The 16,094-nt window shown below is 61.7% G+C and carries 15 protein-coding genes; 10 read left to right on the plus strand and 5 right to left on the minus strand.

What is annotated here, in order from left to right; all coding sequences use genetic code 11:
• Window positions 1-64: 64 nt before the first annotated feature.
• Entirely contained in the window at window positions 65-1,306 is a 1,242-nt protein-coding gene (locus tag AB3G35_RS20270; protein ID WP_369782760.1) for a glutamine synthetase family protein, read from the minus strand.
• 448 nt (window positions 1,307-1,754) lie between these two features.
• Here AB3G35_RS20270 and AB3G35_RS20275 point away from each other — a divergent pair, with 448 nt between their 5' ends.
• A complete protein-coding gene (locus AB3G35_RS20275) occupies window positions 1,755-3,053 on the plus strand; it encodes a histidine-type phosphatase (RefSeq protein WP_169846467.1) in 1,299 nt (432 codons plus the stop codon).
• Window positions 3,054-3,061: 8 nt separating this feature from the next.
• Here the strand turns inward: AB3G35_RS20275 and AB3G35_RS20280 are convergent, their stop codons facing one another.
• Entirely contained in the window at window positions 3,062-4,273 is a 1,212-nt protein-coding gene (locus tag AB3G35_RS20280; protein ID WP_086798347.1) for an EAL domain-containing protein, read from the minus strand.
• A 114-nt stretch (window positions 4,274-4,387) separates the two neighbouring features.
• A complete protein-coding gene (locus AB3G35_RS20285; RefSeq protein WP_029611564.1) occupies window positions 4,388-5,149 on the minus strand; it encodes a FadR/GntR family transcriptional regulator in 762 nt (253 codons plus the stop codon).
• Window positions 5,150-5,364: 215 nt separating this feature from the next.
• On the opposite strand from AB3G35_RS20285, the gene AB3G35_RS20290 reads away from it, so the two are divergent.
• The 9 genes from AB3G35_RS20290 (at window position 5,365) to AB3G35_RS20330 (ending at window position 13,388) form a co-directional block, all read left to right on the plus strand.
• Window positions 5,365-6,105: an SDR family oxidoreductase gene (locus AB3G35_RS20290; RefSeq protein ID WP_134049819.1), complete on the plus strand. Its 741-nt coding sequence runs from the start codon at window positions 5,365-5,367 to the stop codon at window positions 6,103-6,105.
• 136 nt (window positions 6,106-6,241) lie between these two features.
• Window positions 6,242-7,090, plus strand: coding sequence for a fumarylacetoacetate hydrolase family protein (locus AB3G35_RS20295; protein ID WP_369781998.1), 849 nt, complete (start codon window positions 6,242-6,244; stop codon window positions 7,088-7,090).
• A 14-nt stretch (window positions 7,091-7,104) separates the two neighbouring features.
• On the plus strand, window positions 7,105-8,382 hold the full coding sequence (locus AB3G35_RS20300) for an L-fuconate dehydratase (RefSeq protein WP_369781999.1): 1,278 nt from the start codon (window positions 7,105-7,107) through the stop codon (window positions 8,380-8,382).
• A 5-nt stretch (window positions 8,383-8,387) separates the two neighbouring features.
• Window positions 8,388-9,233 carry an amidohydrolase family protein gene (locus AB3G35_RS20305; RefSeq protein ID WP_324708630.1) on the plus strand — a complete coding sequence of 282 codons (846 nt, stop codon included), beginning with the start codon at window positions 8,388-8,390 and terminating at the stop codon, window positions 9,231-9,233.
• Complete coding sequence (locus AB3G35_RS20310) at window positions 9,230-10,006, plus strand: SDR family oxidoreductase (protein WP_016782159.1); 777 nt, start codon at window positions 9,230-9,232, stop codon at window positions 10,004-10,006. The genes AB3G35_RS20305 and AB3G35_RS20310 overlap by 4 nt, the downstream gene beginning before the upstream one ends.
• Window positions 10,003-10,338, plus strand: a complete 336-nt coding sequence (locus tag AB3G35_RS20315) for an L-rhamnose mutarotase (protein ID WP_086798359.1) — start codon at window positions 10,003-10,005, stop codon at window positions 10,336-10,338. The genes AB3G35_RS20310 and AB3G35_RS20315 overlap by 4 nt, the downstream gene beginning before the upstream one ends.
• Before the next feature lie 142 nt (window positions 10,339-10,480).
• Entirely contained in the window at window positions 10,481-11,707 is a 1,227-nt protein-coding gene (gene fucP / locus AB3G35_RS20320; RefSeq protein ID WP_159259232.1) for an L-fucose:H+ symporter permease, read from the plus strand.
• Window positions 11,708-11,743: 36 nt separating this feature from the next.
• A complete protein-coding gene (locus tag AB3G35_RS20325; protein WP_369782000.1) occupies window positions 11,744-13,054 on the plus strand; it encodes an MFS transporter in 1,311 nt (436 codons plus the stop codon).
• A gap of 82 nt (window positions 13,055-13,136) precedes the next feature.
• Entirely contained in the window at window positions 13,137-13,388 is a 252-nt protein-coding gene (locus AB3G35_RS20330; protein WP_095040010.1) for a hypothetical protein, read from the plus strand.
• Window positions 13,389-13,500: 112 nt separating this feature from the next.
• On the opposite strand, the gene AB3G35_RS20335 is transcribed toward AB3G35_RS20330, so the two are convergent.
• Window positions 13,501-13,959 (minus strand): transposase, encoded by a 459-nt coding sequence (locus AB3G35_RS20335; protein ID WP_106117317.1) that lies wholly within the window; start codon window positions 13,957-13,959, stop codon window positions 13,501-13,503.
• 847 nt (window positions 13,960-14,806) lie between these two features.
• Complete coding sequence (locus tag AB3G35_RS20340) at window positions 14,807-16,075, minus strand: MFS transporter (protein ID WP_095040012.1); 1,269 nt, start codon at window positions 16,073-16,075, stop codon at window positions 14,807-14,809.
• Between the last annotated feature and the right edge of the window lie 19 nt (window positions 16,076-16,094).

The following is a 16,094-nucleotide window of genomic DNA, read 5'->3' on the forward strand; positions in this document are numbered from 1 at the left end:
GGCTTTCCGTATGGCTCCTTGTGTCTGCCACCGGGAACAGGCCCGGCGCCACAGATTTAAACGGTCAAGCCTGAGCCGCCAGAACGCGACGTTCCCAGGGCGTGATTTCGTCATGGAAGCTGGTCAGTTCCAGCGTCTTGGACGCAACGTAACCTTCGATGAACTCAGTGCCGAACAGTTCAATCGCCATTTCGCTGCGGGCAAGGCGTGCCAGTGCCGCATGCAAGGTGCAGGGCAATGCCAGCGCCTCGGGCACCTGGAACTCACCCTGGATCGCAGCGGTTGGCTCAAGCCCCCGCTCGATGCCATACAACCCTGCCGCGAGGCTGGCGGCAATCGCCAGGTACGGGTTGGCATCCGCCCCCGGCAAGCGGTTTTCAACCCGCCGCGCCGCAGGCGAGCTGGCCGGAATACGCAAGCCCGCCGAACGGTTGTCGTGCGACCAGCAGGCATTGTTGGGTGACGCATAAGGGTGGAACAGGCGCTGGTAGGAATTGACGTTCGGCGCAAACAGCGCGGTGAAGTCAGCCATGCACGCCTGCTGTCCGCCGATAAAATGGCGGAAGGTGGCTGTCGGCTGCCCTGCTTCGTCGCTGAACACGTTTTGCCCGCTGCTGGCCTGCACCACGCTCTGGTGAATATGCATCGAGCTGCCGGCCGTGTGCGCCAGCGGCTTGGCCATGCACACCACGGTCAGGCCATATTTGAGGGCGACCTCCTTGAGCAGGTGCTTAAACAGAAAAGTCTGGTCGGCCAGCAGCAACGGATCGCCGTGCAGCAGGTTGATCTCAAACTGGCTGACGCCCATCTCGTGCATCACGGTGTCGCGGGGCAACCCCAGGGCCGCCATGCTTTGATACACCTCATTGAAAAAAGGCCGCAGGCCATTGTTGGAGCTGATGCTGAATGCCGAAAAACCGGTTTCGCGGCGACCGTCCAGGCCCACGGGCGGGCGGAATGGCTGGGTCGGGTCGGGGTTGGGCGCAAACACAAAGAACTCGAGCTCGGTGGCCACCACCGGCGCCAGGCCCCGCGCCGCATAACGGGCGATCACCGCCTTCAACTGGCCACGGGTCGACAGCGGCGAGCTTTCACCGCTCAACTCATCGGCGTCGCAAATGGCCAGGGCACGGGGTGGCTGGCTCCAGGGCAGGCGATGGAGCTGGCCCGCGGCAGGTACCAAGGCCAGGTCGCCGTCCTCGCTGCCATAAAAACGCGACTCGGGGTAACCGCCCATGATGCATTGCAGCAACACCCCACGCGCCATCTGCAAGCGCCGGCCTTCAAGGAACCCGGCAGCGCTCATCACTTTGCCGCGGGGCACGCCATTGAGATCGGGGGTGACGCATTCAATTTCATCGATACCCGCCAATTGCTGCGCGAGAGAGCCCTGGCCATCGCTTGTCATGCCACTTTCCTTGTTGTCGAGCAGGCCGCTGAGGGCAATGACTACAAAATACGCACCGCCTGTTCGGAATTTCAAGCGGGCACCGCACAAATCCCGCGAAAACAGTGAACCTCCCGTAGCAGCCGCCGAAGGAACGAGGCTGCGTCCGGCGACGTAGTCGTCGTAAATACTAAGAGCTAGGTTCGACTGGTACACCGCAGTGCCTGATTTCACGACGGTTTCGCCGCCGGACGCAGCCTCGTTCCTTCGGCAGCTGCTACGGAGTTCATAGCCCTTGAACGGCGCTTGACTTATTTGCCGACTAGACTCTTCGCCCACCGAGTCAGGAAGACCCAAAGGAAGATCGATGAAGACGCTGCCCCCGCTCTATACCGGCCTGTTGCTGGCCAGCCTGTTCAGCCCATCAGCTTTTGCCCAGACGCCCACCAGCGATGGCTATGTGCTGGATAAAGTCGTGCAGGTCAGCCGCCACGGCGTACGCCCGCCTACCGCTTCCAATGAAAAACTGCTGACCTCGGTCACCCAGCGCCAATGGCCAACCTGGCTGGTGCCCTTCGGCAACCTGACCGGCCACGGCTATACCGGCGCGGTGGAAATGGGCCGCTACCGCGGCGAAGTGCTGCGGGCCGCCGGGTTGATCCCCCAGGGTTGCCCGGGTGCCAACCAGCTGCTGGTGCACGCCAGCCCCCTGCAACGCACCAAAGCCACCGCCCAGGCCCTGCTCGATGGCATGTTCCCCGGCTGCGGCCTGCAACCCACTTATGTCACGGGCGAACAGGACGCCCTGTTCCAGGCCAATGAAATGCCCTTTGCCGCCCTCGACCCGGCAACAGCCAAAGCCGACATTCTCAAGGCCCTGGGCGGCAGCGTTGAAGCCGCCCAGGCCCGCTACAAGCCCTTTGAAGAAAAGCTGCGGGAAGTTGCCTGCCTGCCCGGCGCCGATTGCCCCTACGGCAAGCAAGCCTGGACACTGGAGCAAAACGCCAAGGGCCGCTTTGCGATCAAGGGCCTTAGCGCCGGTGCCAATATGGGCGAAGTCTTCCGCCTGGAATACAGCCAGGGCCTGCCCCTGGACAAGGTTGCATTCGGCAACGCGCGTACCGCCGCCGAGGTGTCCAGCCTGATGGTGCTGACCAAGGCCAAGTACGACTACCTCAACGACATCCCCTATATCGCCAGCCGCGGCGCCTCCGAGCTGATGAACCAGATTGCCCTGGAGCTCAAACTGGGCACCCCGCTGGCGCAAACAGATGCCTCCAGCACCCCGCCCGATGTACCGCTGATGCTGCTGGTGGCCCACGACACCAATATCGCTTACCTGCGCACCATGCTCGGCTTCGGCTGGAAGCAGGGCGACTACATTGAAAACAATATCCCGCCCGTGGGCACGTTGCAGTTCGAGCGTTACAAGGAAGTCAAAACCGGCGAGCTGTTTTTACGTATCGCCTTTGAGGCCCAGTCAATGGATCAGATTCGCAACCTGACGCGCTTGAGCGGCCCGCAAAAACCGCTCACCAGTGATTTCAAAAGCGTCAGTGACTGCCGCAAAACCAGTGTCGGCCTGCTCTGCCCGTTCAAGGATGCACTGGTCAAGGTTGAGCAGAACATCGACCCTACGGCCCTGACGCCCTACTCCTTCAACTGATCAGCCGCTCACACACTCACAGCGACAGGGTTTGTTTCACGTTGCTGCAACCAGTGCAGCAAGCCCTGCCCGCTCATGGGCCGGGCAAACCAGTAGCCCTGCCCTTCAACACAGCCCATCGCCAGCAACCGCTGCAACTGGTCCAAGGTTTCAATCCCTTCGACCACCACCGCCATGCCCAGGCTGTTGCCCAGGGCCAGGGTGCTGGCGATCACGGCTGCACAACGAGGTTCATGCTCCAGGTTGCGGACAAACTCACCGTCGAGCTTGATTTCGTTGAAGGGCAACTGACACAGGCGTTGAAGCGAGGAAAACCCGGCGCCGAAATCGTCCAGCGACAAGCGGCAACCCATCATGCGCAGGCGTACCAGGTTCTCCAGACTGGCGGCCGGCGCTTGTAGCAGGCCATTTTCCGTCAGCTCGAAGGTCAACCGGGAACCCGGCGTCCCATGCCGTGCCAGGATGCCCTTGAGGGTATAGGTCAACTGGCTGTTGGCCAGCTGTGACGTTTGCAGGTTGAACGCCATGTTCAACGGGTAACCCTGAATCCGGGCCTGCTCTTGCAGGCTCAAGGCCTGATCCAGCTGGGCGAACAACAGCTCGTCCATCAACCCGCAACGCTCGAGGACCGGGATAAACAGCGCAGGCGGCAACACGCCCTTGCTGGGGTGCATCCAGCGGCAAAGCACTTCAACACCGCACACCTCACCGCTGCGCAGGTTGAACTTGGGCTGATACCAGGCCTGCAATTGCTGCAGGGCCAGGGCCTGACGCACTTCGTCCTCGCACGCGGGCTGCACCACTGCGTCTGGCGAAGTCGCCCGGATGCAACTGCCCCGGTACTTATCCAGCAAGGCTTGCAGCTCTTTGGCCGGCAGCGGCTTGCCAACGTCCCCCAGCAACTGCAGCCCCAACAGGGCAATGACCTGTTGCGCCGCACGCCGCAGGTCCGCCGACAGGGCACTGCTGAGCAACACCGCCCCGATCTGCCCCGACTGGCCCGCCCGACGCAGGAACGCCAGGCCATCCACGCCCTCCATCTGCAGGTCGCAGACGGCGATATCCACCGCCCCCACCTGCTGCAGCAGCGCCAGCGCCTGGCTGCCATCAGCGGCCTCAAACACTTCATGGCAGCCAAGGGAACGAAACATGCGCACCGCGACGGCACGCTGGAAGCTGTCATCTTCCAAAATCAAAATACGCAAGGAACTGCCAGGCATTGCAACGACCCATCGAAAAACGGTGTGAGGCAATTGTCCGAGTATCGGCAGATTTTTTACCTAGGAAATATCTCCGAAAATGTAGGGAAAATCCCAAACCTGCCCGGCTCCCCGTCAGCGCGCACTGCGGCTGAAAATGCGGATTACCTCATCCAGGTGTTCGCTCATGGCCTGGCGTGCCGCGCCAGCGTCGTGCTGCTCCAGCGCTTGCAGCACGCGCCGGTGCTCGTCCTCCGAGCGGTGGGTCATGTCTTGAGGGGTGTAGTGGTTTTGCAGGCGCTGGAACATGCTGCCATAACGATGGCCCAGCAGATGCTGGATCATCAGGGCATAGGCCGGATTGTCCGAGGCCTGGGCAATACGAATATGGAACAGGCGGTCACCAGGGTGGGTGTGGGAGCCTTCGCGGTTGTCCTGGACGTTGCGCTCAAAAGCCTCGCGAATACCTGCCAATTCCTCGTCACTGGCATTGACCGCCGCCAGTGCCGCCGCCTCTGGCTCGATCAGACGGCGGGCCTGGAGCAGGGCGAAGGGCGGGATTTCGGCGCTGAAGTCAATTTCAAGGTTCAGTTCCGGGTCCAGTTCCTTCCACTGATCCCGGGTGGCCTGGGCCATAACGGGCTCATCCGACACCGTTTGCACCGGCGGCTCACACACCAGGACGCCATTACCTACGCGCACATCCACCAGCCCGATGACTTCCAGCGCAATCATCGCCTCGCGCACCGAGGCCCGGCTCACACCCAGCAACTTGGCCAGTTCCCGCTCGGCTGGCAAGCGGCTGCCCGGCGGAAACTCACCACTGTCGATCAAGGCGCGCAGCTGATCGGCGATCTGCCGATAAAGCCGTTGGTTATCAATTACTTGAAATGGCATCAGGAAATAAGCTCTGGTTTTGGCAAAAAAAGACGCTTGTTGAAGCTTGAGGTGCATGCTACAAAAGGCCCAATGGCCTGACCATTGGACGGATATCGTAAAGCGATCATAGCAAACCTTATCCCTGCACTTGTGTCGTTTTGCCATTTGCTACGCCTTTAATGGCCTGACCATTAGGCCAACAATAAAAACAATGACATCGTAACGGAGCACCCATGGATCTTTCCGGCAAACGTGTGCTGATCACTGCCGCTGCGCAGGGGATTGGCCAAGCCACCGTCCAGGCATACCTGGCCGCCGGTGCCGAAGTCTTCGCCGCCGACATCAATGCTGGCGCCCTCGACGCCCTTGAAGGCGCGCACAAACACCTGCTCAACGTCACCGATGCTGCTGCCATTGCGCGCCTGGCCCAGGAACTGGGTCCGCTGGACGTGCTGTTCAACTGCGCAGGCGTCGTACACAGCGGCAACATTCTGGAATGCGACGAACAGGACTGGAGCTTTGCCCTGGACCTCAACGTGACCGCCATGTACCGCATGATCCGCGCTTTCTTGCCGGGCATGCTGGGCAACGGCGGCGGTTCGATCATCAACATGGCTTCTGTGGCCTCCAGCGTCAAAGGCGTGCCCAACCGCTTTGCCTACTGCGCCAGCAAGGGTGCGGTGATCGGCCTGACCCGTTCGGTGGCGGCTGATTTCGTCAGCCAGAACATCCGCTGCAACGCCATCTGCCCCGGCACCGTCGACTCCCCTTCGCTGCGCCAGCGCATCAGCGAACAGGCTCAGCGCGAAGGCCGCAGCGTCGACGAGGTGTACGCCGCCTTTGCCGCACGCCAGCCCATGGGCCGCATCGGCACCGCCGAAGAAATCGCCCAGTTGGCGCTGTACCTGGGTTCGAGTGCCAGCGGTTTCACCACCGGTACGGCGCAAATCATTGATGGCGGCTGGAGCAACTAGCCTCAGCTTTTGACCTTGTGGGAGCGGGCTTGCTCGCGATGCGGACGACGCGGTTTGTCTGATGCACCGCAGCGATCCAATCGCGAGCAAGCCCGCTCCCACAACAAGCCTGCCCCTCCCCAAAAAAGGATTGTTTATGAAACTGCTGCGTTACGGTGACAAAGGCCAGGAACGTCCTGCCCTGCTCGACAACGACGGCCAACTGCGCGATTTGTCGGCAGTGGTCGCGGATATCGCAGGCCAGGCCCTTAGCCCCGAAAGCATTGCCCGCCTGCAAGATATCGACCCGTCCACCCTGCCCCTGGTGCAAGGCTCACCCCGCATCGGCGCCTGCGTCGGCCAGGTCGGCAAATTTATCTGCATCGGCCTGAACTACGCCGACCATGCTGCCGAAACCGGCGCCGCCATCCCCGCCGAACCGGTGGTGTTCAGCAAATGGACCAGCGCCATCGTCGGCCCCAACGACAACGTCGAAATCCCGCGCAATTCGCGCAAAACCGACTGGGAAGTCGAGCTGGGTGTGGTCATCGGCAAAGGCGGTCGCTATATCAGCGAAAGCGAAGCGCTTGAGCACGTGGCCGGCTACTGCGTGATCAACGACGTCTCCGAGCGCGAGTTCCAGCTGGAACTGGGCGGCACCTGGGACAAGGGCAAAGGCTGCGACACCTTCGGCCCGCTGGGGCCGTGGCTGGTAACCCGCGACGAAATCGCCGACCCGCACCAGCTCGACCTGTGGCTGGAAGTGGATGGCCATCGCTATCAGAACGGCAATACCCGCACGATGATTTTCCAGATCCCGAAAATCGTCAGCTACCTCAGCCAGTTCATGAGCCTGCAACCCGGCGACGTAATTTCCACCGGCACCCCGCCGGGCGTCGGCCTGGGCATCAAGCCCGAGCCTGTGTACCTGCGTGCCGGCCAGACCATGCGCCTGGGCATCACAGGGCTGGGCGAACAACAGCAACGCACCGTGAATGCCGACTGACAGGGAGCTGCACCATGACCACGATTACTGCCGTACGCGTCGAAGACATCCGCTTCCCCACCTCGCAATCGCTCGATGGCTCGGACGCGATGAACCCGGACCCTGACTACTCAGCGGCCTATGTGATTCTCGAAACCGACACCCCGAACCTCGAAGGCCACGGCCTGACCTTCACCATCGGCCGTGGCAATGAAATCTGCTGCGCCTCGATCAAGGCCCTGGCCAGCCTGCTGGTGGGTCTGAAGCTGGAATGGATCGCCGAAGACATGGGCCGTTTCTGGCGCCACGTGACCAGCGACAGTCAGCTGCGCTGGATCGGCCCGGACAAGGGCGCCATTCACCTGGCCACCGGTGCGGTGGTCAACGCTGCCTGGGACCTGTGGGCCAAGGCCGAAGGCAAACCGGTGTGGCGCCTGGTGGCGGACATGAGCCCTGAAGAGCTGGTGCGCTGCATTGATTTTCGCTACATCACTGACTGCATCACCCCGGCCGAGGCACTGACCCTGCTGCGCGAACGCGCCCGCGGCAAGGCCGAACGCCTGGCCCTGCTCGAAGCTGACGGCTACCCCTGCTACACAACCTCCGCCGGCTGGCTGGGCTATGCCGACGAGAAGTTGCGCCGCCTGTGTCAGGAAGCGGTCGACGCGGGCTTCTCCCACGTCAAATTGAAAGTCGGCCATGACCTGCAGGACGACATCCGCCGCGTGCGCATCGCCCGCGAAGTGCTGGGCCCGGACCGCAAATTGATGATCGACGCCAATCAGGTCTGGGAAGTGGACGCGGCTATCGACTGGGTGCGCGAGCTGTCGTTCGCCAACCCGTGGTTTATCGAAGAGCCCACCAGCCCGGACGACGTCGAAGGCCATCGCAAAATCCGCTTGGGCGTCAGCCCGGTCAAGGTGGCCACCGGCGAAATGTGCCAGAACCGCATCGTGTTCAAGCAGTTGATCATGCGTGAAGCCATCGACGTGGTGCAGATCGACGCCTGCCGTCTCGGTGGGGTCAACGAAGTGCTGGCGGTGATGCTGATGGCCGCCAAATACAACCTGCCGGTATGCCCGCACGCCGGCGGCGTTGGCCTGTGCGAATACGTGCAGCACCTGTCGATGATCGACTACCTGTGCATCGCCGGCACTCACGAAGGCCGCGTGGTGGAATTTGTCGACCATCTGCATGAGCACTTCGAAGACCCCTGCGTGATTCGCAACGCGGCCTATATGCCGCCGCAGGCGCCGGGGTTTACGATCCAGATGAAAGCCGCCTCCCGCGAACAGTACCGGTACCGGGGCTGAAGACCATGCCCGCCACCCACCCGCTGCGGCTGGACGCCCACCAGCACTTCTGGCGCTATGACGCCGCGGCCTACCCCTGGATAGGCCGCGACATGGGTTGTTTGCGCCAGGACTTTCAACCTGATGATCTGCGGCCCTTGCTGGATGCGGCCGGGCTTGACGGCTGCATTGCCGTGCAGGCCCGCGCCTGTGCCAGCGAAACTGATCAGTTGCTCAATCTGGCCAAGCGTTATCCGTGGATTCGCGCGGTGGTGGGCTGGGTCGACCTGTGCGCCAGCGACCTTGAAGCGTCGCTGGAGCGTTGGGCGCAGGCGCCGGTTTTGCGCGGCTTTCGTCATCAGTTGCAGGACGAAAGCTCGCCGGCCGATTTTATGCAATCAAGCGAATTCCAACGCGGCCTTGCCACTTTGCAGCGCCGGGGGCTGGTCTATGAAGTGCTGGTCAAGGGCAGGGATCTGGGTGCAGTCACCGAGCTGTGCCAACAGCATGACCGCCACCATCTGGTGCTCGACCACCTGGGCAAACCCGATGTGCAAGCCGCAGATTTAACAGCCTGGGCCAAGCAACTCGCAGCGCTGGCCGCCCTGCCCCATGTCAGCTGCAAGCTGTCGGGTCTGATCACCGAAGCCCATTGGCAACATTGGAACAGCGCCCAACTGACACCGTACCTGCACACCGCACTGGAGCTGTTCGGCCCCGAACGCCTGATGTTCGGCTCGGACTGGCCGGTGTGCCTGCTGGCCAGTGACTACGAGGCCACCCGCGCCCTGGTCGCCAGCGTGTCACAACACGCAGCCATCTGGGGGGGCACGGCATGCCGCGTCTACAACATTGAGGGAGCAACGCAATGAATCTGCATCTGCAAGACAAGGTGTTTATTGTCACCGGCGGCGGCTCGGGGATTGGCGCGGCCATCACCCTGGGGCTGGCCGACGAAGGCGCGATCCCGGTGATTTTCGGCCACAGCCCGCTGTCCGATGATTTGGCGCGGCAACTGGACCAGCGCGGTTCACGCAGCCTGTTCATGCAGGTCGAACTGCGCGACGAAGGCGCCTGCCGCGCAGCCGTCGCCAGCGTGCTGCAACGCTTCGGACGTATCGACGGGCTGGTCAACAACGCCGGGGTAAACGATGGCGTGGGTCTTGAGGCCGGGCGCGCGGCCTTTGTCGAATCGCTGGAAAAAAACCTGATCCATTACTACCTCATGACCCACCTGTGCGTGGACGCCCTCAAGGCCAGCCGCGGCGCCATCGTCAATATCAGCTCCAAGACCGCCCTCACCGGGCAAGGCGGCACCAGCGGCTATACCGCCGCCAAGGGCGCGCAACTGGCGCTGACACGGGAATGGGCCACGTCGTTATTGGCTGACGGCATACGGGTCAACGCGGTGATCCCCGCAGAGGTGATGACACCGCTGTACGAGCGCTGGATCGATACCTTCGCCGACCCGCAGGCCAAGCTGGCGAGCATTGTCGAAAAAGTCCCCCTGGGCCAGCGCATGACCACGGCCGCAGAAATTGCCGACAGCGTGCTGTTTTTGCTCTCGCCGCGCGCCTCCCACACCACCGGGCAATGGCTGGTGGTGGACGGTGGCTACACCCACCTGGACCGGGCGCTGACATGAACCGCCAGTGCCTGGCTTTGGACTTGAAGGACGACCCGGCGCTGATTGCCGAGTACGAGCGTTTGCACCAGAACATCTGGCCACAGATCAGCGCCCATTTGCGCGGGCATGGCGTGCTCGACATGCAGATATGGCGGCTGGGCACGCGGCTGTTCATGGTCATGGACACCGCTCCCGGGTTTAGTGCCGAGGCCTTTACCCGGGCCGGCGCCAGCGACCCCAGGGTGCAGGAATGGGAGGCACTGATGTGGCGCTTCCAGCAGCCCACGCCCTGGACTTTGCCCACGGAAAAATGGGCCCCGATGAAACGGATCTTCAGCTTGCCCCCGTAACCCTGTGGGAGCGGGCTTGCTCGCGATGGCATCAGCGCGATTTGCCTGAGACACCGCAGCGATCCAATCGCGAGCAAGCCCGCTCCCACCTATAGATCCTGATTCACGCAAGTCGCCAACAACAATAAAAAGGAGATGCGTCATGTCACTCAAGCACCCGAACGTCGCAGCGCCGTCCTTTACCCGGGCGGTTACGTCCTATCGCTGGGCACTGATCCTGGTCACCTGCCTGTTCTTCCTCTGGGGCCTGTCCTATGGCTTGCTCGATGTACTCAACAAGCACTTCCAGGAAACCCTGCACGTCAGCAAGGCGCAGTCGGGCCTGCTGCAAAGCGCCTACTTCGGCGCTTATTTCCTGATCGCCCTGCCCGCCGGTTTGCTGATGGACAAGTACGGCTACAAGGCCGGTATCTTGCTGGGCCTGTGCCTCTATGCCACCGGCGCCCTTTTGTTTATGCCCGCCGCTGCAGCGCAGAGCTTCCAGTTTTTCCTCTTCGCGCTGTTTGTGATCGCCTGCGGCCTGGGCTGCCTGGAAACCGCCGCCAACCCCTATGCCACTGTGCTGGGTGAGCCCGCCGGAGCAGAACGACGCCTGAACCTGGCGCAATCGTTCAACGGCCTGGGGCAGTTCTTCGGCCCGTTGATTGGTGGCGCATTGTTTTTCAGCGGCGCCAACAGCACCGACACCACACAATCGCTGCAAATGACCTATCTGGTGATTGCCGCACTGGTGTTGCTGGTGGCCATCCTTATCGCCCGCACCCCGCTGCCCGACCTGCGCGAGCAGGAAGTGCAAGCCGCGCAACACGACCACAAAAGCCTGTGGCAACACCGTGAGTTCGTCACCGGGGTCATCACCCAGTTTTTTTATGTGGGTGCGCAGGTTGGCGTGGGTGCGTTTTTTATCAACTACGTCACCGAGCACTGGGCGCAAATGAGCAGCCAGCAAGCGGCATATCTGCTCTCGGTAGCCATGCTCAGCTTTATGTTTGGCCGTTTCTTCAGTACCTGGCTGATGGGCCGCGTCAACGCCCAGCGCCTGCTGCTGATCTACGCGCTGATCAACGTGGCGCTGTGTGCGGTGGTGGTGCTGGGGTTTGAGGGCGTGTCGGTGGTCGCACTGGTGGCGACGTTCTTCTTTATGTCGATCATGTTCCCGACGCTGTTTGCCATGGGCGTGAAAAACCTCGGCCCGCATACCAAACGTGGCAGCTCGTTCATGATCATGGCCATTGTCGGCGGCGCGCTGCTGCCTTATGTGATGGGCCTGGTGGCCGACCATTCCAGCACCGGCGTGGCCTATCTGTTACCGATGGGCTGCTTCCTGATCGTTGCAGCCTATGCGCGTGCTGCCCTGAAAAAAATCTGATTGCTGTACTCCACAAAAACAATAACGGAGCACCCCATGTCCAATCCCGCTTTGCAACAGGCGCTGAGCAAAATCCGCTGGCGCATCCTGCCCTTTGTCGCCCTGATGTTCGCGATGGCGATCATCGACCGTTCCAATATCGGTTTTGCCAAGCACGCCCTGCAGGCGGACACCGGCCTGAGCAACGCGGCGTTTGCCTTGGGTGCGGGGATTTTCTTTATCGGCTATGCGGTGTTCGAAGTCCCCAGCAACCTGATGCTGCACAAGATCGGCGCGCGTATCTGGCTGAGCCGGATCATGGTCACCTGGGGCCTGGTGTCGGCGGCAATGATGTTTGCCCACGACGAAACCAGCTTCTATATCCTGCGGTTTCTGCTGGGCGTCGCAGAAGCCGGGCTGTCGCCGGGCGTGGTGCTGTACCTGACCTACTGGTTTCCGCAGAACCAGCGTGGCTCGGCCTATGGCATTTATTATTTTGGCGTGCCGGTGTCGCTGATGGTAGGCGGGCCTGTATCGGGCTGGTTGCTGGAAAGCGCGCAGTTCGGCCTGACAGGCTGGCAGTGGATGTTTGTCACTGAAGGCCTCGCGGCGTCGATCATCGGCGTGTTCGCGTTCTTCTACCTGACCGACAAACCCCGGGATGCCAAGTGGCTGAACACTGAAGAAAAGGCCGCGATCGAGCACGAGCTGGAAAAAGAGCAACTGCAAAAAGCCAACAAAGGCCCGTCGTCGTGGCGTGCAGCGATGTTCAACCCGGTAGTGCTGTACTTCACTCTGATCTACTTCACCATTCAGGTCAGCGTGTATGGCGTGCTGTTCTACCTGCCGACGCGAATCGCCGAACTGCTGGGTACCGGTATTGGCCTGAAGGTCGGCGCACTGACCTCCATTCCGTGGATTGCCACCGTGATCATGCTGTACCTGGTGACCCGCCATGCCGACCGCAAGGGCCAGCAAACCCGCTATGCCGCGTTGATGTTGGCACTGGCGGCCGTGGGTATGGTTGGCTCGACCTTAAGTAGCAGCCTGCCACTGGTGATTCTGGCATTTTGCGTGGCCGCCGCCGGTTTTATCACCGTGCAACCGTTGTTCTGGACCCTGCCTACGCGCTTTTTGGGTGGCGCGGCGGCGGCCAGCGGGATTGCCGTGATCGGTGCCCTGGGCAACCTCGGTGGTTTTCTCGCGCCAACAGTCAAGACCTGGGCCGAGGGCTACTTCAACAACCCGCATGCGGGCATGTACTTTCTGGCGGGGATGGCGGTACTGGGGGCGCTGATGCTGATCCGCTCGGCCAGGACCGGGCACGAGCCGGGCAAACTCCCGGCACCTGCGCCTGCGCCACACTGACGCTGCAGAGGTATTAACCCGGGTCACATGTGAGCTACATTGGGTGACAAACAACAGCCCGTAAACTCACAAAGGGTGACCCGTGAATACCAATCAAAAACTGCGCACCTTCGACCTGATCCGTGAAGCGGTACTGCCCGAGTACCGCGATCGGGTGAACGACTACCTGAGCCTCTACGAAGAGGCACTGCACAGCGAAAACGCCCCGGCTGCCGACATCCAGGCCAGCGCCCAGCAACTGCGCGGCTACCTGCGCGGCCTCAACACCACCCGGGTGCTGGGCATGGCCGACTGGGAAGAACTGGACCGGCGGGTTAGCGAATCCTGGTTGTAAAACCTGTGGGAGCCGGCTTGCCTGCGATACAAACAACCCGGTCTGGCTGGCGCACCCCGGGGATGCCATCGCGAGCAAGCCCGCTTCCACAGGTAATCTCGTGTTATAGGGGTCAAACCCAGATCGCGTCCCACAAGGGGTAGTCTCCCACCCGCTTGACCAGCCCGGCACGCAGCGGGTTGGCAATCACATAACGGGCCACCTGCTTGATATCTTCATCACGCCGCAAGGCATGGTCGTGGTAGCCCTGCTGCCAGCGGCGGCCTGTTTGTCCTGTAGCCTGGTTGATTGCGCGGGTGCTCAACGATTTTGTGCGGCACATCAAGTCATCCAGCGAGCCCTGTTCAAGGCTGATCAGCCAATGAAAGTGATCGGGCATGACCACCCATGCCAGCGAAGTGGCCAGCCCCTGCGCTTGTACCTGCTTGAACTGTTCGACCACCCGTCGGCCTACACGCCAGTTCAGGAAAATGGGTTGGCGATGCAGCGTATTGGCGGTCAGAAGATAAATGCGATTTTGCTCGCTGTAACGACCACGGCGCAGACGGTGGGAGGCGGGAAAAGAAGACATGGCCTGACTCTATTAGTTGATGAATTTCAAAGGCTAGTCAGTAGCGGGCCAGCCACAGCGGGCATCGTTTGACGGGATATGTCGTGGGATTATTTGTGAGCACCGCAAAACTTGTGGGAGTTGGCTTGCCTGCGATGCAAGCAACCCGGTCTGGCTGGCGCACCGCAGGGATGCCATCGCGAGCAAGCCCGCTCCCACAGAGGTGCGCGGCAGACCCCGGATTTTGTGAGCACCGCAAAAACTGTGGGAGTTGGCTTGCCTGCGATGCAAGCAACCCGGTCTGGCTGGCGCACCGCAGGGATGCCATCGCGAGCAAGCCCGCTCCCACAGAGGGACGCGGGTGACCCCGGATTTTGTGTGCACCGCAAAAACTGTGGGAGCTGGCTTGCCTGCGATGCAAGCAACCCGGTCTGGCTGGCGCACCGCAGGGATGCCATCGCGAGCAAGCCCACTCCCACAGAGGGATGCGGCAGCCCCCGGATTTTGTGTGCACCGCAAAAACTGTGGGAGCTGGCTTGCCTGCGATGCAAGCAACCCGGTCTGGCTGGCGCACCGCAGGGATGCCATCGCGAGCAAGCCCGCTCCCACAGAGGGACGCGGGTGACCCCGGATTTTGTGTGCACCGCAAAAACTGTGGGAGCTGGCTTGCCTGCGATGCAAGCAACCCGGTCTGGCTGGCGCACCGCAGGGATGCCATCGCGAGCAAGCCCACTCCCACAGAGGGATGCGGCAGCCCCCGGATTTTGTGTGCACCGCAAAAACTGTGGGAGCTGGCTTGCCTGCGATGCAAGCAACGCGGTCTGGCTGGCGCACCGCAGGGAGCAAGCCCGCCCCAACAAGGGCTCACTCAGGCGGGAGCAAGCGTGGCCAAGGGCGCTTCCGGTGCCTGCGGCTCCTTGAGCAACGCAAAATAGGCAAACGCCGAACACGCCGCCACCACCGCACTGATCACGAAGGCCGAGGAAAACGAACCACTCTGCTGCACGCTGAAGCCAGTCAGGATCGGCGCAATCGAGCCCGCCAGATAACCGCCAAAGTTCTGGATCGAGCCAAACGATGCCACCCGCTCCGACGGCACGATGGTGTTGACGATCATCCACGCCGTGGCGCTGGAAATATTGATAAAGAACATGGTCAGGCACAGCAGGATCACACAGGCCACCACGTTGGTGGTAAAGGCCACGATCAGGGTAAACAGTGCCCCGCCCAGCAGGCCCAGGATCACCATCAGCTTACGGCTGGCCAGTACCCGCATGCCCCGCGCCACCAGGCGATCGCAGCATTTGCCAGCCACGATGGTACCCAACGCGCCAAACAAATAAGCCAGCGATACCACCCAGGCCGTGCGATACAAATCCAGCCCGTGCTCGCGCTCAAAATAACCGGGCAACCAGGTAAGGTTGAGCCAGATCATGTAGATCACGCCCATAAACCCGAGAAACGCGCCCCAGGTGTTGCGGTCCTTGAACAACGAGGTCCAGCGCACTTTCGGCGCCTTGACCTGTTGCACCGGCACCGGCTCCGCACGGCCTGTCTCGGCCATGTATTGCGCCTTGCTTTTGTAGAACTTGAACCAGCACACCGCCAGTAGCAGGCCCATCACGCCCGTCAGGATAAACATCCCGCGCCAGCCCAGATGCACCATGAACACTGTCAGCAACGGCGGCGCCAGGCACGGACCGATACAGGTCGAAGACCACACCCAGCCGGTCGCCGTACCGCGCTCCTGGGTATCAAACCACTCCGACAACGCCTTGGCTGCCGAAGGAAACACCGGCGCCTCGCCAATGCCCAACAACACCCTCAGCCCGACCAGATGACCGTAACTGCTGAACAGGCCAAAGGCCGCTTGCGCCACCGACCACACCACCAGCGACCCGCCCAGGGCCAGCTTGCTGCCCAATTTGTCGATCAGGGCGCCGAGGGGCAGTTGCGAAAAAGCATAGGCAATGGAAAACGCTGACAGCATCACGCCCATTTGCATCGGGCTGATGGCCAGGTCTTTCTGGATGGTGGTATTGGCGATGGATAAGGCGCTGCGGTCAAGGTAGTTGACCACGCCAATCAGGAACAGGAAGAAGATCGTCAGCGTCTTGTAGCTTTTTATTGTTCTCATACGCGCCTCTCATGAGCGG

Origin of the sequence: Pseudomonas sp. WC2401 (assembly GCF_041200115.1) — a bacterium.
Taxonomy (GTDB): Bacteria; Pseudomonadota; Gammaproteobacteria; order Pseudomonadales; family Pseudomonadaceae; genus Aquipseudomonas; species Aquipseudomonas fragi.